Consider the following 24,932-nt stretch of genomic DNA (forward strand, 5'->3'; position numbering starts at 1 on the left):
GCCCCCCTCTTCCTTTCACTCTGGATCGGTATCGACTGGCAACTCGTCAACAGTCTCAGAATCGCCCGGCGGGGGATCCATGCGCGGGTCGAGAGGCCCGCCGCGCCAGATATTGACACCCGCGACTCCCAATGCTGTGACAACGAAAAAGAAATAACCCAGATAGTGTGCCGGGAGCAGTTCGATGACCACTCCCTGATGCCCCGCATACACAAATGCAACGGAAATTCCAAAGAAGAAGATCAGCGAACCCCGCCGCCATACCCGGCGTTTACGACGCAGCCTCTCTGGCTCGGTGATGGATTCAATCAGATGTTCGACCGCTTCCTGCTCTTCGAGACGATCACTCCACCACAACAACCCCAGCAGCACGGGATAGACGATGATGGTAAACAACAGCCCCCATTTGTAGTCTGGCTGCGTATTGCCCTCCCAGATACTGAGCGACAACAAGACGATCAGCGTCAGGCAGAGCAGATGTGCCTGAATGGCATTCGACGAAAGCAGGAACTGTTTTAACGGACGTCGCGTCATGTTGATCTCCCACCTTACCGGTTCTTAGAAACTCGAACAACCCGATCCATTTTAATCTGGATTGTCATCCCCTATTCTGTGAGGGGGCAATTTGAAAACACCATCCGCCGACTGCGAAATCAAACGCTGTTTCCGACTCTCACTTTATTCTGAGAGCACCACTTTTTTCGTATCAAGTTTTGACGATGAATTCAAGTATCAAGTTTTTTTTCAGCATTGTGGCAATTCTGCTCACGTTTGCTGCGTTCTTCCCCTATATCCGATCCATCTTCAGAGGTACAACCAAGCCCCATCTGTTTTCCTGGGTCATCTGGGGCATCACCACCCTGATTGTGTTCTTCGCACAACTCGAAGCCAAAGGAGGCATGGGTGCCTGGCCGATCGATGGTCCCGAGAACGTTCTGCGCGGTGACCATCTTGACAAATTCGGGATTCTTACTTGTTCTGTCCCCTTTGTAGTCTTTAAAGTGATCGACGGCCGGTTGGATATTGGCCAGCATCGCGGTGATGTTGCCCAGTTCAACGCCATCGATGGCTCCATTCACGGCACCGCAGCTCTCGTGCCCCAACACGAAGACCAGCTTGGAACCGGCGACTTTGCAGGCAAATTCCATGCTGCCCAGAATGTCGGTGTTCTCGAAGTTGCCGGCGACGCGGGCGACGAAGATATCGCCAATGCCACGATCGAAGACATCTTCCACGGGAACCCGCGAATCGAGACAGGAAAGAATGACTGCTTTGGGATACTGCCCGAGCGCCGCTTCACGTACCTGCTTGGAATGGTCACGTGCCGTCAGTGTTCCGTCAACAAAACGTTGATTCCCTTCTTTAAGCAGCGTCAGCACCTGGTCTGGCGTCAGCGCGTTCTGCTCCTCTTGTGTTAAAACACGATTGACCAGCGGTTTGACATCCACCTCGATTTCCCCATCGGTGTTACCGGAAGTCTTGGTGGCAGCAGGCTGGTTATTATCTTGCGCACATCCCGTCACGATTAAAAAGACAAAGCAGCAGGCCAGCATTGGGTTCAGACTCATTCTGATCATTTTCGTTTTACCTTTATTAGATTTGCCGGTTGTGAGTATGGCGTTCGCATCGTGTAACCGTTTTGAACCCTAGCACACTGCGGTAAGATGAAAAGCAGAGTTATATGGAATATCAGAAAAATACGGATTCAAATCCAGAACGAAGAGCACAGACACTACAGACGGACCTGCACTACTCAATTCATTTCTCTTTTCCCTGGCTTGTACCTGGCTTGACAAATTCAGCCCCTTATCCCCACTATGAACAATCAGTTGAGCGAAAAACCGATTGAGAGAGAGAAATGCCTCAGGGAGGAAACCGCATGAGAAAAACCATCTATGCACTGGCGACGATGGATACAAAAGGTGACGAACTCTGTTTTGTAGCCGACTGTATTCGCCAAACGGGGCTGGACGTCGTGCTGATCGATTTGAGTACGCGTGGCAGTTCCGACCGCGCCGATATCTCTGCGCAAACGGTTGCTGCATCGCATCCAGAAGGACCAGAAAGCGTGCTGGAACAAACCGACCGGGGTCAGGCAGTGACAGCGATGGCCGAAGCATTGCGAGAATGGTTGCCCTCTGAAGTCAGCTCGAAAAATGTGGCCGGTGTGATCGCGATTGGGGGAAGTGGCGGAACCGCCATCGTGGCACCCGCGTTTCAGACACTTCCAGTCGGCTTTCCGAAACTCATCGTCTCGACCGTTGCCAGTGGCAATACACAGCCGTATGTCGGATCGAGTGATATTACGCTTATGTATTCGGTCGTCGACGTGGCAGGACTCAATTCTGTCTCGCGGCGGGTGCTGAGCAACGCCGCCCATGCCATCGCCGGAATGGTCGCGAACTCACATGACTTCCCGGAAGATCGCCCCGCCCTCGGTATGACGATGTTCGGCGTGACGACGCCTTGTGTCGATATGGTGCGCGAAGCGCTGGAAGCAAAGGGCTTTGATCCCCTGGTCTTTCACGCGACCGGCACCGGAGGTCAGGCGATGGAGAAACTCGTAGCCGATGGCCTGATTCGGGGCGTGCTCGACATCACGACAACCGAAGCCGCCGACGAAGTGGTGGGCGGCATCATGCCCGGCGGGCCGCGTCGGTTCGACGTCATCCTGGAACGGGGCATCCCGTATATTATGAGTCTGGGTGCCCTCGACATGGTCAACTTCGGTGCCCGCGAGACGGTTCCCAATAAATTCGCCGACCGCCGGTTTCTCGTGCACAATCCACAAGTGACACTGATGCGAACGACGGTCGATGAAAACCGGCAGATGGCGCAATGGATCGCGGCCAAGGTCAATCGCTCGACAGCCCCGATCGAAATCCTGATCCCGGAACGAGGTGTCTCAATGCTCGACGCCGAGGGCGAAGCCTTTTATGATCCCATAGCAGACCAGTGTCTGTTCGACACGTTAGAGCAGGAAGTCCAGCAGACAGACGAACGTCGCATCACCCGTTTGCCATACCACATCAACGACGCCGCCTTCGCCGAAGCGCTGGTCGAAGCCTTTGAACGTGTCTGCGGCGACCGATTCCAATAACGAGATACAACACAAGGAACCCACACATGTCTGAAACAAGAGCAGCGATCCTGAAGCGGCTGCGCGAGAAAGTCGCTGACGGCAAACCGATCATCGGCGGCGGTGCCGGCACAGGATTGAGCGCTAAATGCGAAGAAGCGGGCGGCATTGATTTGATTGTGATCTACAATTCAGGCCGCTACCGCATGGCGGGCCGTGGTTCGCTGTCGGGATTGATGCCTTACGGCAATGCGAATGAGATTGTCAAAGACCTGGGACGCGAAGTGATTCCCGTCGTTGAAAAGACACCTGTCTTAGCGGGCGTCTGCGGCACCGATCCGTTTCTGCTGCGTGATCTGTTCCTCAAAGAACTGCAGGCGATGGGTTTTGCCGGCATCCAGAATTTTCCAACCGTCGGACTCATCGATGGCCAGTTCCGCGCCAACCTGGAAGAGACCGGCATGGGCTTTGACCTGGAAATTGACTGCATCCGGGCCGCTCACGACCTCGATCTGCTCACCACACCTTACGCCTTCGACGCCAATCAGGCACGAAAACTGACCGCTGCTGGCGCAGATATTGTCGTCGCTCACATGGGCCTGACCACTGGCGGTACCATCGGCGCCGCAACCGGCAAAACGCTGGACGATTCCGTCGCAGCGATCCGAACAATGGTCGACGCTGCTAAAAGCGAGCGGGAGGACGTTTTTCTCCTCTGTCATGGCGGCCCGATTGCGATGCCCGAAGACGCCCAGTTTATCTTCGATCGCGTCAAAGGGATCGACGGCTTCTACGGTGCCAGTTCGATGGAACGCCTGCCGACGGAAATCGCACTCACCGCACAGGTCCGCCAGTTCGGGGATCTGCGTTTATCACAGGCTTAAACAAATTCCTTTCTTTTCTCTCATCAATATATCATAGGAATCAAACATGTATCGCTTAACCGTGATGTACGGACACCCCGAAGACCCCGCTGAGTTTGACCGCTATTATCACGAAGTGCACATTCCACTGGCCAAAACCATGAAAGGACTCACCGGCTGGACCATCGGTAAATGCATTTCCGCAGAAGCGGGCAATCCCGCGCCGTATTACCTGATCGTCAGTCTCTACGCCGAATCTGCGGCTGCAATGCAGACGATTCTCGAAAGCCCCGAAGGTCAGGCCACCATCGCCGATGTGCCCAACTTCGCCACCGGCGGTGTGATGTTCATGTACGATGAGGAAGAAGTTTTGATTCCTGTTGAGTTTGATACAACGGACAAGTAAGTCGCGTCACACACTTAAAATATGGAATACTGCATGCCTGTTAATACTTGCCACTCAATCAACGCTCAATTGTTTCTGTCTGCTTTCATTTTTCTGTTCATTTCATACTCCGATCTGTCTGCAGATGAATCAGTGAAGTCGAAGCAGAGCATTGAATGGGGGCAGAGTGTAAACGGTGTGCGATCTGCTCTTACAAGCCCAAAAACAAATTATGTCATTGGTGAGCCTATCCTGCTGTGTTATCAGTTAGAAAACCGTTCTCCCCATGATGTTATGTTCTACTATGAGGGATACCATTCCCGATGTTTCAAAATGGAAATTTTTTATCTTCCGCAAAACCGTCTTACTCCAAATAAAGGAAAGTCCATGAAAGAGGCCATTGACCTGACCCGATATGGAAAAGGTATCTTTCATGGAACGCTTTTCAGTAGCGTGAGAGGATTCAATATTGGCTCCTCTTCCGTGCTCACCTGGGACTTCGGCGATATCCCGATCAACCATGTGTACGACATGACACTTCCCGGAAAGTATGAAATCACAACAAAGCGAATGATCCACAACGCATTCGTCACAACCAACACCTTGAAAATCACGATTGTAAAACCTCAGCCAGAAAACAATGATTTGCAAGGGGCACACGTTGTCCCCATCAACCTCAAGAAATAGTACTACTCTCCTGAAAACTCATCAGTTCTGATGAATTTCCGAATTAGACAGATCATAATCAATGACTATTCCTCAATCGGTCTCCGTTGATTTCGCTCTCCCTTCCCCCTTATAGTGAAGAGATCTCATACGAAATCATTTTACTGGAAGGTCTCATTCAATGGTGGCATTGTATAAATTCATCCGCCCGGAGTTCATGCTCTGCGTCGTTCTCCTCGTTCTGTTTCCCCAAATCACAGCAGTCGCCGCCGAAAAACCCAATATCGTTTACATTCTGGCAGACGATCTCGGCTATGGGGATGTGAGCTGTTACAATGCGGAATCAAAAATTAAAACGCCGCACATTGATCGGCTGGCGGCAGAGGGGATGAAGTTTACCGACGCGCATACGCCGTCTGCCGTCTGCACGCCCACCCGTTACGGAATTCTGACGGGCCGCTATTGCTGGAGGACGCGTTTGAAGTATCGCGTGCTGGATGGCTTTGATCCGCCCCTCATCGAACAGGACCAGGTCACGGTCCCGTCTCTGCTCAAACAAGCAGGTTACGATACGGCTTGCGTCGGCAAATGGCACTTGGGTATGCAGTGGACCGATAAAAATGGACAGCCTGTGCCCGCGGTTCCCATCGATCGGCGTCAACGTCCTCGTGTCGGAGATGACGTCGATTACACGAAACCGATCACTGGCGGCCCGCTGGCGAACGGCTTTGATTATTACTTCGGCATCTCGGCTTCGCTGAATATGTCCCCTTTCTGTTTTATCAAAAATGATCGGCCCGTGATCCTTCCCACAATTCCATCGGAGCGGATTTCGACTGAATTTCTCTCGGTCGACCAAGGCATGCGCTCGCCCGATTTTACGATCCGCAGTGTGATGCCGACGCTGACCGGAGAGGCAGTGAAATTTATAGAACGGCATTCGCAAGCATCGCCCGAGCGGCCCTTCTTTCTTTACTTTCCACTCACCGCACCACATCTGCCGCTGGTACCCAACGACGAATTCCGCGGCAAAAGCGCCGCCGGCGAATACGGCGATTTTGTACTCGAAGTCGATGCGACCGTCGGGGCGATCATGGAAGTACTTCAGCGAAACGGCGAGGCGGAGAATACACTGTTTATTTTCACGTCTGACAATGGAGGACTCTATCACTGGTGGACTCCCAAAGAAACGGATGACCTCAAATATTACAAGCCGAACCACCGGGGGCAATACGTCAAAGACCGCGGCCATCAGGGCAATGCCCATCTCCGCGGCACCAAAGCCGACATCTGGGAAGGAGGTCACCGGGTCCCGTTCATCGTTCGCTGGCCCGGCAAGACTCCTGCTGACTCAACCAATGACGAACTGGTCGAGCTCACCGATCTACTGGCAACCTGTGCCGCGATCACAGACCAGAAGATACCTGAAGGCGCGGGCGAAGACAGCGTCAATATTCTACCGGCTCTATTGGGTAAGAAAAACGAGAAACCACTACGCGACTATGCCATCCATCATTCCCTCTGGGGACACTTCGCAGTCCGCCAAGGCCCCTGGAAAATGGCTCTCAAACGAGGTTCCGGCGGCTTCACCCGCGCCCGCGAGGTCAAACCAGAACCAGGCGAACCTACAGGCCAACTTTACAACCTCAAAGACGATCCCTCAGAAACCAAAAACGTCTGGAACAAGCATCCCGAAGTCGTCGAACGGCTCTCGGTGATCCTGAAGAACGTTCAAGGAGAGGACAAGTAAGCAAGGCATTTTTTGTGTTTTACTGATCAACGGGTTTGAGTCGCACAATAATTGTCACATCTTTGGGGTAACTCCCATCCGCGTCTGGTATGATCAATTCGACTTTCTGTTTCAATGTTTCAAAACCCGGATATTTGGCAGTCATCTCGTAGGTTCCCGGGGTTCCGACGAAATGCTGCCGTTCTTCCTGTTGACTGTGACGTGAGATTGTACCGGTCGCACTTTTTAATTGAACTTCACATCCCGGTAAGGGAATCCCATTTTCGGTAAAGACCTTAATCACTCGAAAACCAGGTTTGGGAGAAGGTTTCCCGATCAGTTCAGGTGTCAGGTTTAACGTTTTCTCTTCATTCTTTTTGAGAGAGAACTGAAGCAACTTTTTTGAATCGCGAACGTCTTGCTCTGTCAGGAAATAGTCTCCAGCGGGGAGATGCTTGACTGTAAATTTTCCCTGCTCGTCCGGCAAGATCCGACTCATCAGCCGTTTATCCTCACTCCATAATTTGAGCCAGATGGCTTTCGTCGGTCCGAACAATTCTTTACTCAGGCTGCCGCGCAGTGTTGCCGTCCCCTCTGACAACGGTAATGTTACGCTGGCATTCACATTGTCTGGCGAGAGTATCATTTTGCGATAGACAGTCGGATAACCGGGCCGGGATGCGACAAGTTCGTACTCTCCCGGTGGAACCTGTGTGAAGACGAACGGTTCCTGATTACTTTGACGTGGTGCCAGGATCCCTGTCTCCCTGCCGAACGTCCAGACAGGATTATAGGCCCGCAGTGTCAATCTCATATTTTTTGTTGGTTCAGGCTGGCAGTTTACAACGAGCTGACCGATTTTTTGATCGATCGTGCCCAGATCCTGATCTTCAGAAAGCAACCGGTACGAGTCGACGCGAACCCAGTCATTGAGCCGCTCTGGGACCGCATAATACAGGGTCCGTTCAGCGGGTCCCGCCCCATAGAATTCAAAACTGCCGTTGCTGCCGGTTACCGAATATGCACGAAATATACCAGAATTCGGGCTCTCGCCGGCAAACAGCAGTCGTCTATTCGCCAGTGGCTTGCCATTGACTTTCAACAGACCTGATACTTTCGGACGACCGCCTAAATTGAGTTTACTGGTCTGACCATTCTCAGGTAAAATGGTCTGCCGAACAACGCCATTCGAAGTCCATTCTTCAGCGCGAATCACATTAGAAATCACTTCGGGCAGATGAGAGACCGTATACTCACCTTTCTCATCGGTAATGACCGTCGCCAATAGCCCGTCCTGACTGGAAGAGTCACCGTTATAAGCAGCTGAATCCCGGAAGAATAACGTCGTATTCGGTTCCGGCTGGCCTGCCGCATCCGTAACGAGTCCCTTAACGGTACCTCCCCGTTTCAGCGTAATCTTGATGTCAGGTACCGGACTGGCTTTGAGATCAATCTCTTCGACAATCGTAAAAGCATAGTCCGGGTGAGTGACTTTCAAGGACTCTTTTTCGAAACCAAGGTGTTTGAGAGTAAATTTTCCATCAACGGTTTTTGTTGCCCCGTCCTCTGTGGTGAACGCTCCTAATGATGTTGGCGAAACGCCTCTGGACTTTGAGAGGGGAATCACGGTAGCACCATCAATGGGCTGACCTTTTTCATCTACAACGGTTCCGGAAAGTGATGATCCAACTTTCAATCTAATCTGGATCGGCTTACCCTGAGAAGAATCGGTATTGATCGATTCACTGAGAGCGGGCGCAAAACCGGCTGCGGCAACCTGAACCACATAAACACCAGGCCCATTGACTTCGACTTCGAATTTTCCAGCGGCGTTATCAACATTCATCCAACGGGGATTCTGTGCATAATTCGGCCCGCGTAACGTCCTGGTCTTGATCACACTCACTTGATATTCTGTGACAGGCTTGGAAGTATCGCCATCCACCACCGTACCCTGTAACTTCGGTTTTCCTTTCACTACCACATTCAGCTTGATCTCTTTCGCGGGAGCCCGCACTGTGAAATCGCCGCCTTTCAGTTCGAGCCCCGGCGATTCAATCTTGAGCTTGTATTGACCACGCTGAATGGGATCGAAACGAAATTCTGTCTGCCCCGGCCTGATATAGACGCTGCCACGGCGGAGTGGCTCATCAGAATTCGCGAAGATCCAGAATCCACGTTGTGGCCGCCCACCACCTGAATATTGAATCTTACCAGAAAGTGAGACCAGTGAGGCTGGTGAAGGGTAATTGAGCTTTAAGGAGAGTGGCTGTTCCTGACTCAATAGATTGGTGGGACCAAGGACTGTTCTTGGAGAATAACTTCGGCCACCCATGGGAACGGAAACACTCACGTTGTATTTCTCTGGAACAATATGCGGCAATGTAAACGAGCCATCTTTACCGATTTCATAACCGGACGGATACCTGCCAAAGTTCCACCAGTCGGGGAGCGCGTTGATCTTCCAACCGGCGGGTGGTTTGCCATCCGAACAGAGCACCTGGCCCCTCACATCAATGCCCCTGCGCTGGACCAGCTGATACTTGACGATTTTTTCGGGGTCGTCCAGTTTGACAATCAGTTTCGCAAAACCATAATTCGGTGATGAGGTCGCGATTTTATATTTGAACTCGGAAGGCTTCAAACCAAGTATCGCCTGGCCCTGCTGATCGGTAGTTACCGTTTCAGAACTATATTGGTTTGTATCCGCCATTGATTTCGCATATACACGCACCCTGGGAACCGGATTTCCTTGCTCATCAACAGCTTCAATTTGCAGTCGGCAGGCCCGTTCAAGTGTCACATCTTGAATGGTATTAAACTCATCAGTCAGATTGACCAGAGGACAGTCTGACCGACGTTGGATTCCCACCCAGCGTTTTGACTTGACCCTGAGATAATACTTCCCCAGTTGCTTCACTTCAGGAAACAGATAACGCCCTTCTGCATCACTTTTTGTCGTTATCACACGTCCCCCATGTTCCGGGGAGAGGATCACTTCCGCATCGGTTACCGGCGCACCGGTTTTATCAACAATGCGTCCAATCAGAACAGCGTGTGGCGGAGCAGGCGTTTCTTTTTTGTCACTTTTGGGTTGTGATGGATCGGCATGGATCGGTGGCGGAACTTCCTCGTTTTTCGTTTGTTCTGAAAACCCAGTTTTCGATTTTGATTCTGGCTCGGTTCTCTCTTTTGTTGTACTGGTCTGTTTCTCTTTTGGCTCGACGGCAGCGAGAGATTGATCTAATCTGGACATCGGCAGAAACAGGATTCCGGTGAGCAGGACCATCGTGAAACCGGCAAAGCCCAGCTTGGCAGACCGGGGAATCGGCCGCGAGATAATCCGACGAATCCGTTGTGCCAGCGGTTTGCGCGGTTCGAGAATACCAATTAATTGCAAGCTGACTTTGTCAGTAAATGGTGTCAACGCTGCAATATCCAACAGCGTTGATGAATACTGCTCCGACTGCACATCCAGTGTCACCAGCACTGTTTCATCAACGGCCTGTTCTCGTAATCGCCTGAGTATAAAATGCGCAACCCAGACCATTGGATTATAAAAATAAAGAATCAGCAACAGGGTCTGCAAACAGTTCAACTGTAAATCATAGCGTTTCCAGTGTGCTAGTTCATGAACAAAGACCTGGCGAAACTGATCCTGGTTGAGTTGATCCAGCAGGTGCTCTGGCAGCACGATCGTCGGTTTCCAGAGACCGCAAATAGCAGGACTACCCACGCGATCTGAGAGCTTCAGTTTCACGATATCCTGTTTCAGACCAATCAGGTGACAGCAATCATGCATCAGATCAACTAGTTCAACAGGAGCCGACTCTGCGTGCCGTGTGAGTTGCCGGACCCGGAGCGTGCGCAGGAAGACGAAAACACACAGGACAGCAACAACCGACATCCAGATCAGTAGCAGTATCGCCGCCGGTTCCAGAGACAGAACGGGAGCCGGCACTGCTTTCTGAGCCTCAACATTGGGAAGTGGGGGAACAGGAGTGGCGTCAGAAGCGGCCGCGGGCAGCATCGCAGGTGCTGGTTGAAAATGAGGGCCCGTATCCGAAACAAGCGGTCGGTCTGTCAAAACCGGTTTTGCTGGAAGCGTCTCTGGCTTGAAGGTCTCAGTCACCCTGTTCTTCACAACAGCGGTAGAAGTATCGATGGTAGTCACTGCTGGAATAAAATCTGCCAACCAGTACGCGGCGCTGGCAGGCGAGGAAAGTGTCACCGGCAAAACAAGTTTGAGCAGTACCAATGACCAGAGCCAATACCGGGTGACGGCTCGAATTTTGTGACGTAGAAACAAATCGGCCAGCAGGAGAATGATCACCAGCACACAAACCTGCGCAAACATCACAGAGCTGAAACTCCAGAATTGCTCGCCGTAATAATTGAGCAGCGTGATCATCTCATTCCATGGTTCAGACATCTCTCTGACTCCCAATGTTTAATGTATTGCTTACTCAGACTTCCGATCGGCGCGGCTGATCAGCTTGCGGAGCTGTTGAATCTCTTCGGCCGAGAGTTCTTCTTCGTCGACTATGAATTGAAGCATGGGGGTTAAAGCGCCATCAAACGCGCGGCTCAACAATCGCTTCAACTCACCCCGTTTCGCATTCTCAGGACTTATTGCAGAGCTGAACAGGTTCAGGTTACGAATTGACTTTCTCGTCAACTGCCCTTTTACAACCATCCGATCCATTGTGGTTTTGACAGTGCTGTAGGCCCAGGCGTGTGTTTCCGCTAACACTTCCTGCACGGTTCCAGCCGCACACGGTTCGTGCTCCCAGACCACATTCATAATGACCCATTCGACGTCGGTCATCGCGGTGGATGGTTTCTCAGATTTCTTTTTCTTACCCATAAGGATCTCCCTGAATACGACAGTTGCCGACATTACACTACATATGTCGAACTGTCAAGGAAATGTTTTTCATTTTAAACAGAAAGAAGCATCACTCGGCAGGAGAGACACTCATCCCCGGCACGGAAGAACAGATATCGCGGAGGAATGCGCGCTGGACATGATGGGAATGTCATGTTAGCATGCGTTTATATGTTTGATACGGCCTCAGATAGTCCGGTCAGGTAGAAAGCGACTCACTTTACGCTGCAGATGATACAAGCGGGCCTGTTCCAAAGGCTCCAGTTCACAACGGGAGTACGGGTTATGCAACGTCGGCAATTTCTGGTGGCATCGGGGCTCGGCTTTGCCGGCATGCGATTTGGAACGCCGACCGTAGCGGCTCCTCAGAATACTGCTCCCCCGGCGAAGAAGTCGGCGAAATCAACGATCCTCTTTTTTCTGTGTGGCGGTGCCTCGCATCTCGACATGTGGGATCTGAAACCAAATGCCCCTGCAGAATATCGCGGTCCGTTTCAGCCTATTGAAACGTCGGCCCCGGGAGTCCGTCTTTCCGAGCACTTGCCGATGCTGGCGAAACAGGCGCATCATCTGGCACTCATCAATTCGGTCGGTGCGACAGTGAATACGAACGACCATCACGCTGGCTATTATCACAATCTGACCGGGCATATTCCGGACCAGTCTTTTGTCACCAAAGGAAACAATCGCACTCCGCAACCGGATGACTGGCCCTTCATGGGTTCGGTGGTCGCGGCGCGTCGACCGGCTCACCCAAATCTGCCAAACGCGATCACACTGCCACACATGCCGAGCCGCGCCCCTTATACGCGGCCGGGGCAGTTTGCGGCACGGCTGGGTGTGGAACACGATCCGATGTATATTCAAGGATCGCGGGAAGAGCCGCTCAAACTGCGCGGGCCGGCACTTTCGCTCGAAGGCAACATTACCCCTGACCGACTGACCGAGCGACGATCTCTATTAAATCAACTCGATTCCGCCCGCCGCGACTTTAATGATTTTGCTGAGATCGCCACGATGAATAAACAGCAGGAACGGGCGCTGTCGCTGCTGCTTTCGGCAGAGTCGACGTCCGCCTTCGATCTGCATGAAGAATCGCCGGCAACCATCGAACGTTACGGAAAAACGATCAACGGTATGAGCCTGCTCGCTGCCCGTCGACTGGTCGAAGCAGGGGTCCCATTTGTAACGGTCTTCTGGAAAGGGGACCTCAATCGGCTGGGCAAAAAGTGCAAGAGTGCGGGCAGCTGGGACACGCACGGCAGCAATTTCGAGTGCCTGAAAGAAGACTTGTTGCCGGAATTCGATCGGGCCTATTCCGCATTGATCGAAGATCTGTCTAACCGCGGCATGCTGGATGAAACTCTGGTGATGGTCACCAGTGAAATGGGCCGCAAACCGAAGATCGGCGATCCTCGTTCCGGCGGCAAGACCGGGGCCGGCCGTGATCACTGGACTCACTGCCTGACCGACGTCCTCGCCGGCGGCGGAATCAAAGGAGGCCAGACCTTCGGTGCCAGCGACCGTTACGGCGAATTTCCTCTCAACAGCCCGGTCACCCCGGCGGATATCACGCACACCGTCTACCACGCGATGGGCATCCACGACCTGATGGCCTACGACAAGCTCGATCGCCCTTATCATCTACTCGATGACTCAAAGCCGCTGACGGCATTGTTTTGATAGGCAGAATGTGACAGAGAGATCTGATTGCCATCAGATAGCAAATGCGAAGAGACTGACGATCCATAGTTTCTAACAATCGACGGTCCACCACAGCCTTGAGGTATTAGATTATCATGCCCTTTGGAATCAAATGCATTTTCACCGTAGCTGCTATTCTGGTCGGTATTACTTTCTATTTTATCGATTCCAAAGCAAACAATGCTGGTCCAGACTGGATCTGGCGTGGCGGTAAAAATGATTTCTTTAGAAATATGATTTGTAAAGAAGATGGCTCATTTAGAAAATATACAAAAGCAGGTGCTTATCTCTGGTTCGCACTCTTCATACTGATAATCTGGCTAACACCCTGAGAGAGTTATTATTTCAGGAACCGTTTTTGTTTTACTACGAAATAAGCCATGCCTCCTCCCATTCACCATTGGCAATCTCTTCCCATCCCAGAGATTCAATCGTCACTGGATGGTTTCACAAACTGGGTTCTATGCGGCGGCCGGTCAATTGACTGGATCCTCAGAAGAACAACCCGAGACCATAATGATACAGACATAGGTATCTTTCGCTCGGATATCATAACTTGCCTCAACTCATTCGATCCCCAACGTGTCTATCTGTGCGACCCGCCAGGAGAACTTATCACCTGGGATGGTGAGCCCATTCCAGAATGTGTGCATGACATCTGGATTACGACAAAAGACGAAAAGCAGTGGTCGATTCAAATAATGATCTATGATGACACCGTTGATTCGGTGATTTATCGTCGTGACACACGCATCACCTGGCCCAAACGCAAACATACAATTTCCATTCGTGGAATCAAGGTTTTGAACCCAATCATCACGCTCTTATTTAAGTTGCATCGGCATGAATTACAGGACAAAGACTGCCACGATGTTTCTACATTGATAAATTCATTTGCCAATAATCGAATTTATCCGGACCTTTAAAGGGAAAACTAAGCGAATGTGGATTTTCAACACGAACGCCCTGATCTGTGGCTTTGCCGGGTTTGCCGGTTTTTTAATTGCGGTCAAATTCAGTGACAGCCGGGGCTTGGCGATGCTGGTCGCCATCATTTGTGCGATGCTGTTTGATGTCGCGTTACGCTTCTTCAACGATGAAACAGAAAACCGCAGTATCAATCCTGAATCGGGCGGCCATATCTGGTTTGCCCCGATCTGGGTCGTTGGAATTATTTTGCTGATCCTGCTCGGACTATCCCACTATCGCGTGATTTAGCTGCTGAATAAATGAAATCATGACAGCAATTATTTTCAAAAGTCTACTTCCCTACATGCTGAGTTAAAAACGCTTTTACTTTTTTCCGTGCGAGCTTTGATTCCGGTAGATCGTAGTTGAAGACCTGGAAGATGTGCCACATGCCTTCGTAGAGGTCGAGCTTCACCGGGATGCCGGCGGTATCGAGGGCCTGATACTGGCGGATGGTGTTACTCAGGAAGATCTCTTTACTGCCTGCCTGGATCAAGGTCGGTGGAAATCCCTTTGTGTAGTCACCGTAGACGGGCGAGACGTAGGGATGCTTCTGATCCTGGGGAGCGGCATACGCGTCGGCACAATGCTTGAGATTTTGGGGATAGTACAATAGCGGATCGGCCTGTTGCAGAGTGGCATAAGTGTCTCCGGTTTCTGTGATGTCAGCCCAGGGAGACCAGAGGACCACTGCGGCGGGCATACCCAGTCCTTTGTCGCGCATCTTGAGCACGATCCCCGCCGCGAGTCCGCCGCCCGCGGATTCGCCATAGACTGCGATCTCGTTCAGAGAATGCCCTGCTTTAATCAATGTCTGAATCACTGTCACCACCTGATCGGTGACTTCCTGCCATTTCCCTACAGGTGCCAGCGTGTAATCGACTGAAATCACCCGAAAGCCTGTGTCGTTGGCCATCGGAACCGCACTCATCAACCGCGAACGCGCGCTGTACATCGTGTAAGCACCGCCGTGTGTATAGACCAGAACCTGATTACTTTCTTTCCAGCCTTTGGGTTTGATATCGAGTACTGGAACTCCCCCCAGTTTGCGTTCTGTGATCTGCGGCTGATAGGTTTTGACGACTTCCGCGTTCGCGGCGGCCCGTTTCTGTTCAATCTTGGCCTGCATTGCTTTCCAGCCAGCCAGATCATCGGCAGCAGGTAGTGGAGCGGTTGCCGCAGCCCGGCTAAACTTCGAAAGCGCTTTCCGGGCTTCAGGTGAGATGGTAGAGGGAGCGTCATAATCCTGAGTGAATACCGGAGTCAGATTGAAGGCCGTCCCACACCAGATGAGAAGCAGGATTAGCATACGTGAGGCTAAAGGCTGGGGGAACATATAGTGCGGTTGTGGCATTGTCATCGCTCCTGTCGAGTTGATTATGACCTTCAGGGAATCGTCTCGACAGTCCCCTGATAATTGAGCGCTCAACATAATGTTTCAAGTCTATCAGAGACGTCGTTTACTGCAACCGTATGCCCCAAGTCCAGAACCATCGATACCATCTTTTTCGCTGATATTTGGAAAATTGAGAATTTTATTCAATAATTTGTGTGAATTCATTCGGGTCCGGACACTACCCTGTTAGCGAAAGGATCAAAAATGAACCTGACACAATTGATTGAACTCTATCGTGGGCCGCTTGTAGGCCTGATTGCTTCCTGGGGGGCTCCCTGGGGTGATGCGAAGGAAATTGCGCAGGATAGCTTTGCGGAAGCGTATCTGAAGCGCGACTCCTGTCGTGGTGACTGGGAGCAGCCTGAAGTCTTTGGTGTGTGGCTGCGTGGTGTCGCCCGCAATCGGCATCGCAACTGGGTACGCAGCCGCAAACGACGGCGAAATCATGTTACGTCGGTCGAACCCACCGTTCTGGAATCAGTGGCGGCCCCCCCAAAAACTGAGCCCTCACCGGAACTGGAACAACTACGCACCGCGATCGAGCGACTCCCCACGAAACAGCGCCAGGTAATTTTGATGCACTATCTGGAAGAGACCAGCGTCAAGGAGGTCGCGATATTGCTGGAAATCAGCGCCAAGACTGTGGAAGGGCGTCTGTATCAGGCACGTCGGACTTTACGACGCATGTTGGATGGAAAAGTTTCCTCGACTCAAATTGGAAGGATGTTGTTATGTCTGTAGAACTTGTATCCGAATCCGACTTGAGAGCGGCACTGCGTCCCTATCGCGTTGACGCCAACGAATTTGAAGCCGGCATCCGGACGCGAATCGAAGCAGGTGTGGTACCTCTCCAGGACAACACTCTGGATATGGACGACCCGCTACTAACGGTCGCCGCCACGTTCATTCCCTACCCTCTGATCACGGGAGGCAAGATTGCCGGCAGCGGAGCCAAACTCTCTTCTCTGACGCTGGCGCAAAAGCTGCTGGGTTATGCCGCCTTACCGGCGATCAGCTTATTTCTATTAGTCGGTGCGACGTTTTTCAGTGTCCGGAAAATTCACAATTTGCAGAAAGAGAATCAATCCGACATCAACGACGCACAGGAAATGCAGGCAGCCGCTCAGCAATGGTGGCGATCCCACAGGTTGGCCGCATGCACGGTATTTGCAGCCGTCCTCATCCTGCCGATGATCGGAGCGACATGGCTGCTTTTTCTGCTGCTACTGACCTCCTTCGGTTTATTGCTGTATTTCCTCTCCAGCTTTGCCCGACGCGGGATCGGAAATCGTCTGCTGATCGCACAGTCCTGTCTATCAGGCTTAATCCTGCTCAGTATGGCAATGCAGAATCCTTATGCAGGACTGAGTGAGATTCATTTCGTCGATCAAAAACTGATCTCCGTTGTACTTCTTTTCGGCACCTTGATCCTGCTACCGATTGTGATCATCAGCGTGGCACGCCTGGGAGGGAGAGAGGCATTCGAGTCGAAACAGAAATCCACCCATTGGCTCATCATCCTCAGTACGTTTCTCGTCCCCGGCGCTCTATTCCTGATCGCGCTTTCGCTGTTTGGTAAGCCGGCTGATAACCAGCCATCGATTTTCGGCGGGTATGTCTGGATATTTTTGGCTGCCATGATCGCCGTTCAAATATCTGTTGTAATCTGGGCTTATCGTCGCCACTCCAGAAAGACGGACGCTACCCAACATGTGGCACGTCCTGAATGGATACCAGGAGCCCTCTATGTCTGCATCACGCTTCCGTTCTTGCTGTCGCTCACAAATCAGATCTGGCGGCCCGCCACTCCAACACGAATTCTGAACTACGTGGAAGCATTCGAACAAGGGCCTTACCCCTCGATTACTTTTCGTAACTGGGAGATCCCCGCACGCTGGACGATCGAACAAGGACTCCATCCGGATCTGTCCCGTGCTCGCGGAGTGCTGGACAACGAAATTGCCACCGATCAAGATCTGTTAACCTTTACTCTGGGCAGTGCGTTCCGAGTGGGGCTCGTGCGCCCCGATCAAATAAAAACACTTCCCGATCTTGAGCAAAAACAGCGATCGCTGCTGCCTGAAACCAGCTCTCGGAAACCACAGCAAATCACCAGCTTGAATCAGTACGCCTGGGTTTTCTATGCTCTGGCTGAAAGCGAACAACTGTCATCTGAGGATCGGGACTTTCTGGAACAGCGGTTGCTCGCTACGCTCAATGCAGCGGTCGGCGATACCGCCAATGTTTTGGATACCGCCCTCCGCGTGACCCAATTACTGGAAGTCATCGATCGTCCGATTAACCGTGACCAATACCGTAAGCAAGTCCATGAATGGCTGCGCGAGTTTCATAGCAAGCAGACGCACTCTTTCCAGATCGCCGGTGGCTTCGAACAGTATCAAGGCGTGTCAGCATCAATGCTGGCGACCTCAGATGCGGTCGAATTGATGCAGATCTATGGAGTTCCCGAAGAGCTCGATTTGAACTGGGTCCGATCGTATCTGCGTCCGTTGTATTTCCGACCTGCTGGCGACAAATGGATCGCCGCCGTCACACTCGATCGACTCAATAGTTTACCCGGCGTGACGCAACCGACATGGTTCGAATGGCTGTATTACGAACGCAGCCTGGTCGCAGCGGTACTGCTGGTCGTGTTGTGTCTGTATGCCACGCTCTCTTCACCGCTGCCAGAACTAGAAACAAAGACAGTAAATGAACCTGAATCGGATTAAATCGGAATTTTGTTGCAAAGCGAAACAGAAAAACTACAATGAATATAAGTTCATGTTTCGGCAACTGCCCCACCAGATACCATCATGCTGAGCGCCAGGCTTTCTAGCAGAGTCGAATCACCAGGGGTAGTCTAAAAACGTACTCCCATCTCTTCAGGAGCAGTCACATGTCTTTCACTTCCCGATTCAAACAACGAAAAACACTCATCCTTCTCAGTGCACTCGTCGCAGCCCCCCTGTTGTGCACGTTGAACTCACAACAGACTTCCCTGCAGCATCTAGCGGCTGAAACCAAACTGGGAGGCGAAGCGGGTGGTCTCTTTGAAAGTGAGACAAAGAAATCCACTCCTCCCACATTAACATGGCGGGAAATTCAAGCAACGAGGACAGCAAAAGTGGTCCGGGTCCGCTTTCAAATCAAAGAGACCGCCACCAGTGTTGATGAACAACTCATGCAAATCGCACCTTCCAAGTGGGACGCGATTGTGCTTTCTCCCCAACAGGAACGTGAAACAAAATCGAATCGACGGTTCGAAGTGGCGATCGTGGGAAAAGCGCGAATCAAAATCGCACGTCTGGGCCTGAGCAGTGACTACTTTAAAGATAAATGGATCGAAGTGACCGGCGTCTGTCGACACGACATCGACCCCTGGGCTCACGGCGACGTCTCAGTTTCTCAATTCCTGGTCAACGATCTGGATATGATTGAAGTAAATGACAGCAACTGGGAAGGCAACGCCTTTGATTGACTCCTGCGTTGGTGAATTCGATAACGTCGACGTGGGATGTTCATCAATTGAGCCAATCGTGTTCTGTTTGACCAGAGCCCAATGTTGAGTGCATGTTTTCGGAATACCGAAAAGACTGACTTTCCCTCCCAGTTGATACATTTGTACTGGAACCCTGTTCTTCTGTTGGCTAGGATGAACTCAAGATCCGCGACTGAGAGGCAGGCCTGATTCCGGTCTCTGTCGCGTTTCCTGTGCAACTCCCCTCATCGGCTCAATGAATCTGGAGGTCCAGCAGAAGATGTTCCTGTCTCATTATTCTTTTCTGACGAGTGGTCAAATCTTTTCTTCTCATATCTGCTGGATCGCACTGCTGCTGGTTGTGTTTTCAGGATGCGCTGAACCGGCTGCGACTCCTGTCACAGAATTTTCTGAGCCTGTGCCCACACAGATGTCTCCGAATGCCCCGTCTCCTGAAACCCTACCGGAAGCTGAGCTGATGCTGATCAGTCTTGAGACGCCGCCAGCCAAGCCGCTCCTGGCGCCGTTCGATCAACGTGCAGCCAAAGCAGCGCAGCAGGCCTGGGCCGATTCGATGCATCTGGAACCGGTCACAACCAACGGCATCGGCATGCAGTTCGCTTTAATCCCTCCCGGTGAATTTATGATGGGATCGCCTGCAAACGAGGTGGAACGTCAAGATTTTGAAGTTCAACATCGAGTCAAAATTACGAAGCCATTTTATCTGGGTACATTTGAAGTCACCCAGGCAGAATATAAAAAGATCATGGGAGAAAATCCGAGCTGGTTTTCTCCCCAAGGTCGGGGAAGTACCAAGGTCACCGGTCAAAAAACAGATCGTTTTCCTGTCGATTCTGCCAGCTGGTTCGACGCACAGATTTTCTGTCGTAAGTTATCAGAACGGGAAGGAAAAACCTATCGACTACCGACAGAGGCAGAATGGGAATATGCGTGCCGTGCGGGAACGACGGGGCCTTTTCATTTCGGAAACGTTGATAATGGCCGACTCAGTAACACGGCGGGCAATGATCCCTACGGTACCAACAAGCAAGGTCCCGCGCTGGGTCGAACGACCCAAGTCGGATCGTATGCTCCCAATGCGTTCGGCTTATTTGACATGCACGGAAATGTATTTGAATGGTGTGCCGACTGGTATGTTCCCCCCGTTTATCGTCAGCGAACCGGCAAGCTGACAGTTGACCCACTGGTGTCTACCAAAGCACCGGTTTTCAAAACACGTGTCTTACGCGGAGGTGCCTGGAACAAAGGCAAAGAGATCCACGCGCGTTCCGCACTCCGGCGCGGCAATCTGCCTTCCTGGAAAGGACAAAACATCGGCTTTCGCGTGGTCCAAGAAGCAACGCAGCAGGCTCGGCCAGCAGGCATCGCACAATCTCTCAAACCGAATGACAAACAGATCAAGGTCATCAAAGATCCCCGCGCGGGCGAACTGGTCTTTATCCCTGCCGGGACATTTCTGATGGGCGCGCCTGCCAATGAAAAAGGCGCATGGCCTTTCGAGAAACCGCAACATAAAGTCGAAATCAAAACAGGGTTTTACATCGGGAAATACGAAGTCACACACGAACAGTTCCGCGTGTTTTCTGCTGAGACGGGATATAAAACAGAAGCACAAAAAAATCCTCGAGGCGGAGGCGGATACGATGCTGAGCGTAAGGACGTCGTCAATCATCATCAAAGATTTTCCTGGAGATTTCCCGGTTTCCCACAACGTAGCAATGAGCCGGTGGTCAATGTCACCTGGAACGATGCTGTCGCATACTGCAAATGGTTGACGGAAAAGGACGGGAAATATCTTTATCGGCTGCCTACCGAAGCAGAATGGGAATATGTCGGCCGAGCGGGAACAAAGACCGCTTATGGGTGGGGCCAGGACCAAAACTCACTGATTGGAAATGAAAATGTCTCTGATCAATCCCTGGCCAAAAAGCTGAATCCGAACTCGTTCCATTACAAACGCTGTGGACCAGGGAACGACGGCTTTCCTTTTACTGCCCCGGTGGGCTCATTCAAACCGAATGCATTCGGTATCTATGACCTTCACGGCAATGTAAGCGAATGGTGTAACGACGTGTATCTGGAAGATCGTTATCAGAATCCGGACAGGCCCGTTCCAAAAACAGGCGCCAAACGCGTATTGCGAGGCGGTTCGTATCTGTACTTGCACCTTGATTGCCGCGCCGCCCGGCGCGTGAATGCACCGGCAGCCGAACGCCGCTGTGATCGCGGTTTTCGTATCGTTCGCGAAGTGGCTCCCAGGTCGGCTGCACAATCACTGGCGGAAGCGAAACCGCGGCCCGTTCCGGCAACTCCGACTCCCAAAACTCCACCAGTCATAATGGAACGTGACGTAATTTCGTTCCAACCGCTCCCTACTGATGAGCCAGTCACGTCGTTTACGGTCACAGAGGATAACCGTTTTCTGATCTGCTCTCATCAGGGTGCCAATCAGGTTTCGGTCTGGGATGCCCTCACCAAAGCGAAAGTAGCAGTCCTGACAACCACATCCCCCCGCTCTGTGATGAGTCGCGGAGACCAGTTGTTTGTGGCCAATGACGGAGAAGGCACGATCAGTGTTTACTCACGCGATAATAAATGGGCACTCACCAATCAACTGGACGTGGAAAAACCGCATATCGTCTATCTGAGTGCGCCACAGCACAAATTTTTCAAAGGGGAAATCCTGGTCACGTGTCATGGAAAAGGAAATAAAGCATCGTACGAGGATTGCCACATTTATCATCTGAATGTCAAAGAAGACCGAGACAAACACATTTCGAAGTCGGCTCTGGCAACGTGCAGCTATGATGGCCGGATCGTGATTACTCAAGGTTCCTTTAATCTGAGTTCTGCGGGTGGTATTTCTGCGTTTGCCTGGGATGATTTCATTTCCAGCGAATCCCCCTACCCCATCTATAAAGGGGGAATCTCACAGACACCTTACGCTTATCAAGTCCATCCCGGATCGATCTGGCTCGCGAACAACAATATTCTGGGTGGGGTTCCGCTCACCAGTATCAAGCAAAATCTGGGCAAAATTCTGATTGCTGACTGCAGCCAGAAACTGGTTTATTCTGTAACGGAAAACAAGGTTCGCGCACACATCCTCAATGCGCTGGTTGAGGAAATCGGTGATCGGAAAGTTGTTTATCCCAAGAATGAATTCGGCCTTAATTATAACGACATCTATCGCACGCGCGACTATCTGCTCGACCATCCGATTGCGTTCACCGCCGATAAAACAACTCACTTTTTTGTGCTTGATCTGAAAAAGAATCTGTTACTGTCTGCCACGACGCCGGCGTTCCCTTTACCGGAACGCAAACTGGTGGGTCAACCTGATTCCCCATTAGCACCAGCCTCCCAACCCGATCTGCTCCCCGCACGGATAGCAGAAGGAGAAGCGTTCCGCCATCAGTTGCCTGACAACGCAGGCACAAGTTATGTCTTGATGAGTGGCCCGAAAGGATTCAGGCTGGAGAAGAATCTGGTGACCTGGAAGCCTGGCGTGAATTCCGTAGGCACTCACGAATTGAAATTCAAAGTGACGCAGGACAATCAGGTTTCCTTTGTGCGGCTTGATCTCGAAGTCGTTTCCCGCGAACTGGTCGAACGCGCAGGTTCCTTAGAAAACATCGATCGCTTTACGCGACTCCCCCTTGAGATTGATTTATTCAAGTTGATTCCTACGAGCGATTATCAAAGCGTGCTGCTCCTGCAGGGAGATTCCGCCAAACGGCTAAGCGGAAACGGGATCCAAGTGGCACAGGAATATCGTCTACCGCATCGCTATCATTTCGTCGCAGAACGCGCCAAAACATTTCTCGCGCTGAATCAGTCAGAAAAGCAACTGGACCTGATCGACCAGAAGACCCTCAAAGTCACCAGAAGTATCCCCTTAAGATCGTCTGGTATCATGGTGATGGAGATTACCGACCTGGCAGTTCACCCACAGCTGCCGATCAGTTACGTCGCCGTCAAAACAGGGTTGGAATTGCCACGCTATCAAGTGCTGGTTGTGAACGAGAAAAGTCGAAAAGTCTCTGCACCCGATGAATTGCTGGGAACGTGGGTCTGTGTCGACCCGGCTGGAAAAATGCTCTACACCGGCTATGGGGATATGTACCGACGCGGCACCCGTTTTCATATCAATCCTGGGTGGCGCCTGCTGGAAGTTCCCCAATACGGCAATATCGACTTCCTGATTACCTGTAACCTGCGGAATGGGTTTCCCCGAGTCCGACAATATATTCCCAAAGCGGGCGCCAACGGGTCGGGCATTCGACTCTCCCCAGACGGGAAACGAATCACCTATCTTTCGTTCGGGGGCTTTCCGCCACTTTCCAAAAACCTGCCCGCCTGGAACCCGGCGAACCTCAAGAAGGAGCCCGTGATCTATGAAATAAAAGATCGTGCCGTGACCAATCTACTGGCCTACCATCCGACACTCAATCTGGTCGCAGTGCCAGGAGGAAATTCGGCGGTCCTGTTTGATCGGGAAACGGGGCGGGAAATCAATGATAAGCTTCTCTTTACTAAGGACGGTCTAGGCGAAGCCAAGGTTGATGATCTGTTCTTTTCCCCCGATGGTACGTCGCTCGTCTTTCTCTGTAATGAAAAATTAAAAGGACGCTACCTGCGAAGTGTCCCGCTGAAGCTGAATTCACTGGAAAAATCGAAAATCTCTCAGGGAGTCAAGCGTGTTGTTCCTCAACCCTTAATTGCCCGTTCTCGAGAGACTGTTAAGAAATCGGAGATCCAGTCACTCAATGCGGCACGGAAGGGTAAAAAACTGTCAGCCCAGGAAATCGCCAGTCAGTTCAATCAATCGGTGCTGCTGATTCAAACAGAGGAGGGCTCGGCATCCGGTTTTGTCGTTGGCCAGAAGGGATATATTTTAACGTGTGCCCATGCGATTCCCTCCGAAGGAAAAATTAATATTTCCTACCTCTCTGAAAAGACGAGATCAAAAACCAAACGGGAAGCCGAGGCAGAACTCGTTCACATTGACGAAGACCTGGACCTGGCTCTGTTGAAAATGAAAGGCAACTTGAGTCTCAAGCCGGTCGCACTCGGTGAACGTACCGCAGTCGACTCGGGCGAACAGGTTACTGTGATCGGGAATCCGAGCGTTGGTGAAACGATTCTTTCCCAGACTCTGACCACCGGAGTCGTCAGCAATCCGAAACGACTGCTGCGCGGGCAATCTCTGATTCAGATCTCGGCAGCCGTGAATCCAGGAAACAGCGGCGGCCCCGTGTTTGATGTATTCGGCCATGTCATCGGCCTCGTCGTACTCAAAGCCGACATCGAAGCCACCGGATTTGCGGTTCCGGTGACTCAACTGCGCGCGTTTTTGCTGGAGGTAACAAATCGAAAAACCAGCCGCGATTAATCAGAAGGAGTTATGCTTAAAGGGCTGCGAAAACGGCTTTTCTCACTATTCCCATGATGCGATTCGGCTTTGCGACAATCGTTTGTTAAAACCTTTGGAATGAGTCAAGCAGAATTCATGATTCAATTGGGGAATGTAAAATAAATTCTAACTCACAGATCGAGTTTTGCGTATAATATAAGAAAGGCGATTTCTCCCAATGCTCGGGAGAAATAAATTCAGCCTCCTGTTCCTAACAATCAGTTCTAATCAAAACTCTTGGTACAAGAGCAGGGTTACGGTATAGATAATGTGACAAAGAGGTTTCTGAGTAAAACTGTCTCTCATACCAGAATGAACGAAAGGTGGGTGACAGA

18 protein-coding genes are annotated in these 24,932 nt (G+C 51.5%); 13 read left to right on the forward strand and 5 right to left on the reverse strand.

Annotated elements, in window-relative coordinates:
• Window positions 1-15 precede the first annotated feature (15 nt).
• Together Pan241w_RS17950 and Pan241w_RS17960 are read right to left on the reverse strand one after the other, a co-directional pair.
• Window positions 16-534, reverse strand: a complete 519-nt coding sequence (locus Pan241w_RS17950) for a hypothetical protein (RefSeq protein ID WP_145218509.1) — start codon at window positions 532-534, stop codon at window positions 16-18.
• A 191-nt stretch (window positions 535-725) separates the two neighbouring features.
• Window positions 726-1,577 (reverse strand): carbonic anhydrase family protein, encoded by an 852-nt coding sequence (locus tag Pan241w_RS17960; RefSeq protein WP_232107184.1) that lies wholly within the window; start codon window positions 1,575-1,577, stop codon window positions 726-728.
• Between the two features lie 302 nt (window positions 1,578-1,879).
• Between Pan241w_RS17960 and Pan241w_RS17965 the strand changes: the two genes are divergently transcribed.
• From Pan241w_RS17965 to Pan241w_RS17985, 5 genes are all read left to right on the forward strand, one after another.
• On the forward strand, window positions 1,880-3,100 hold the full coding sequence (locus Pan241w_RS17965) for a Tm-1-like ATP-binding domain-containing protein (protein ID WP_198000000.1): 1,221 nt from the start codon (window positions 1,880-1,882) through the stop codon (window positions 3,098-3,100).
• A gap of 26 nt (window positions 3,101-3,126) precedes the next feature.
• Window positions 3,127-3,963 (forward strand): phosphoenolpyruvate hydrolase family protein, encoded by an 837-nt coding sequence (locus tag Pan241w_RS17970; RefSeq protein WP_145218513.1) that lies wholly within the window; start codon window positions 3,127-3,129, stop codon window positions 3,961-3,963.
• Window positions 3,964-4,009: 46 nt separating this feature from the next.
• A complete protein-coding gene (locus tag Pan241w_RS17975) occupies window positions 4,010-4,348 on the forward strand; it encodes an EthD family reductase (RefSeq protein WP_145218515.1) in 339 nt (112 codons plus the stop codon).
• A 366-nt stretch (window positions 4,349-4,714) separates the two neighbouring features.
• The gene (locus Pan241w_RS17980) at window positions 4,715-5,014 is read left to right on the forward strand and encodes a hypothetical protein (protein WP_145218517.1); all 300 of its coding nucleotides are present in this window, start codon (window positions 4,715-4,717) and stop codon (window positions 5,012-5,014) included.
• A 160-nt stretch (window positions 5,015-5,174) separates the two neighbouring features.
• A complete protein-coding gene (locus Pan241w_RS17985; RefSeq protein WP_145218519.1) occupies window positions 5,175-6,743 on the forward strand; it encodes a sulfatase family protein in 1,569 nt (522 codons plus the stop codon).
• A gap of 19 nt (window positions 6,744-6,762) precedes the next feature.
• Here Pan241w_RS17985 and Pan241w_RS17990 read toward each other — a convergent pair whose 3' ends face one another.
• Both Pan241w_RS17990 and Pan241w_RS17995 read right to left on the reverse strand, forming a co-directional pair.
• Window positions 6,763-11,154, reverse strand: a complete 4,392-nt coding sequence (locus Pan241w_RS17990) for a carboxypeptidase regulatory-like domain-containing protein (RefSeq protein WP_145218521.1) — start codon at window positions 11,152-11,154, stop codon at window positions 6,763-6,765.
• A gap of 30 nt (window positions 11,155-11,184) precedes the next feature.
• Window positions 11,185-11,589, reverse strand: a complete 405-nt coding sequence (locus tag Pan241w_RS17995; RefSeq protein ID WP_198000001.1) for a BlaI/MecI/CopY family transcriptional regulator — start codon at window positions 11,587-11,589, stop codon at window positions 11,185-11,187.
• Between the two features lie 306 nt (window positions 11,590-11,895).
• Here Pan241w_RS17995 and Pan241w_RS18000 point away from each other — a divergent pair, with 306 nt between their 5' ends.
• The 4 genes from Pan241w_RS18000 (at window position 11,896) to Pan241w_RS18015 (ending at window position 14,532) form a co-directional block, all read left to right on the forward strand.
• Window positions 11,896-13,293 carry a DUF1501 domain-containing protein gene (locus tag Pan241w_RS18000; protein ID WP_145218525.1) on the forward strand — a complete coding sequence of 466 codons (1,398 nt, stop codon included), beginning with the start codon at window positions 11,896-11,898 and terminating at the stop codon, window positions 13,291-13,293.
• A gap of 116 nt (window positions 13,294-13,409) precedes the next feature.
• Window positions 13,410-13,646, forward strand: coding sequence for a hypothetical protein (locus Pan241w_RS18005; protein ID WP_145218527.1), 237 nt, complete (start codon window positions 13,410-13,412; stop codon window positions 13,644-13,646).
• Window positions 13,647-13,694: 48 nt separating this feature from the next.
• Window positions 13,695-14,240: a hypothetical protein gene (locus Pan241w_RS18010; protein WP_145218529.1), complete on the forward strand. Its 546-nt coding sequence runs from the start codon at window positions 13,695-13,697 to the stop codon at window positions 14,238-14,240.
• A gap of 16 nt (window positions 14,241-14,256) precedes the next feature.
• Entirely contained in the window at window positions 14,257-14,532 is a 276-nt protein-coding gene (locus Pan241w_RS18015; protein ID WP_145218531.1) for a hypothetical protein, read from the forward strand.
• A 43-nt stretch (window positions 14,533-14,575) separates the two neighbouring features.
• On the opposite strand, the gene Pan241w_RS18020 is transcribed toward Pan241w_RS18015, so the two are convergent.
• Window positions 14,576-15,637 carry an alpha/beta hydrolase gene (locus Pan241w_RS18020; RefSeq protein ID WP_198000002.1) on the reverse strand — a complete coding sequence of 354 codons (1,062 nt, stop codon included), beginning with the start codon at window positions 15,635-15,637 and terminating at the stop codon, window positions 14,576-14,578.
• A 246-nt stretch (window positions 15,638-15,883) separates the two neighbouring features.
• Here Pan241w_RS18020 and Pan241w_RS18025 point away from each other — a divergent pair, with 246 nt between their 5' ends.
• The 4 genes from Pan241w_RS18025 (at window position 15,884) to Pan241w_RS18040 (ending at window position 24,576) form a co-directional block, all read left to right on the forward strand.
• On the forward strand, window positions 15,884-16,420 hold the full coding sequence (locus Pan241w_RS18025) for an RNA polymerase sigma factor (RefSeq protein WP_145218535.1): 537 nt from the start codon (window positions 15,884-15,886) through the stop codon (window positions 16,418-16,420).
• On the forward strand, window positions 16,411-18,411 hold the full coding sequence (locus Pan241w_RS18030) for a hypothetical protein (RefSeq protein ID WP_145218538.1): 2,001 nt from the start codon (window positions 16,411-16,413) through the stop codon (window positions 18,409-18,411). The genes Pan241w_RS18025 and Pan241w_RS18030 overlap by 10 nt, the downstream gene beginning before the upstream one ends.
• A gap of 167 nt (window positions 18,412-18,578) precedes the next feature.
• Window positions 18,579-19,160, forward strand: a complete 582-nt coding sequence (locus Pan241w_RS18035; protein WP_145218539.1) for a hypothetical protein — start codon at window positions 18,579-18,581, stop codon at window positions 19,158-19,160.
• Window positions 19,161-19,440: 280 nt separating this feature from the next.
• On the forward strand, window positions 19,441-24,576 hold the full coding sequence (locus Pan241w_RS18040) for an SUMF1/EgtB/PvdO family nonheme iron enzyme (RefSeq protein WP_198000003.1): 5,136 nt from the start codon (window positions 19,441-19,443) through the stop codon (window positions 24,574-24,576).
• The last annotated feature ends 356 nt before the right edge of the window (window positions 24,577-24,932 follow it).

Origin of the sequence: Gimesia alba (assembly GCF_007744675.1) — a bacterium.
Lineage (GTDB): Bacteria > Planctomycetota > Planctomycetia > Planctomycetales > Planctomycetaceae > Gimesia > Gimesia alba.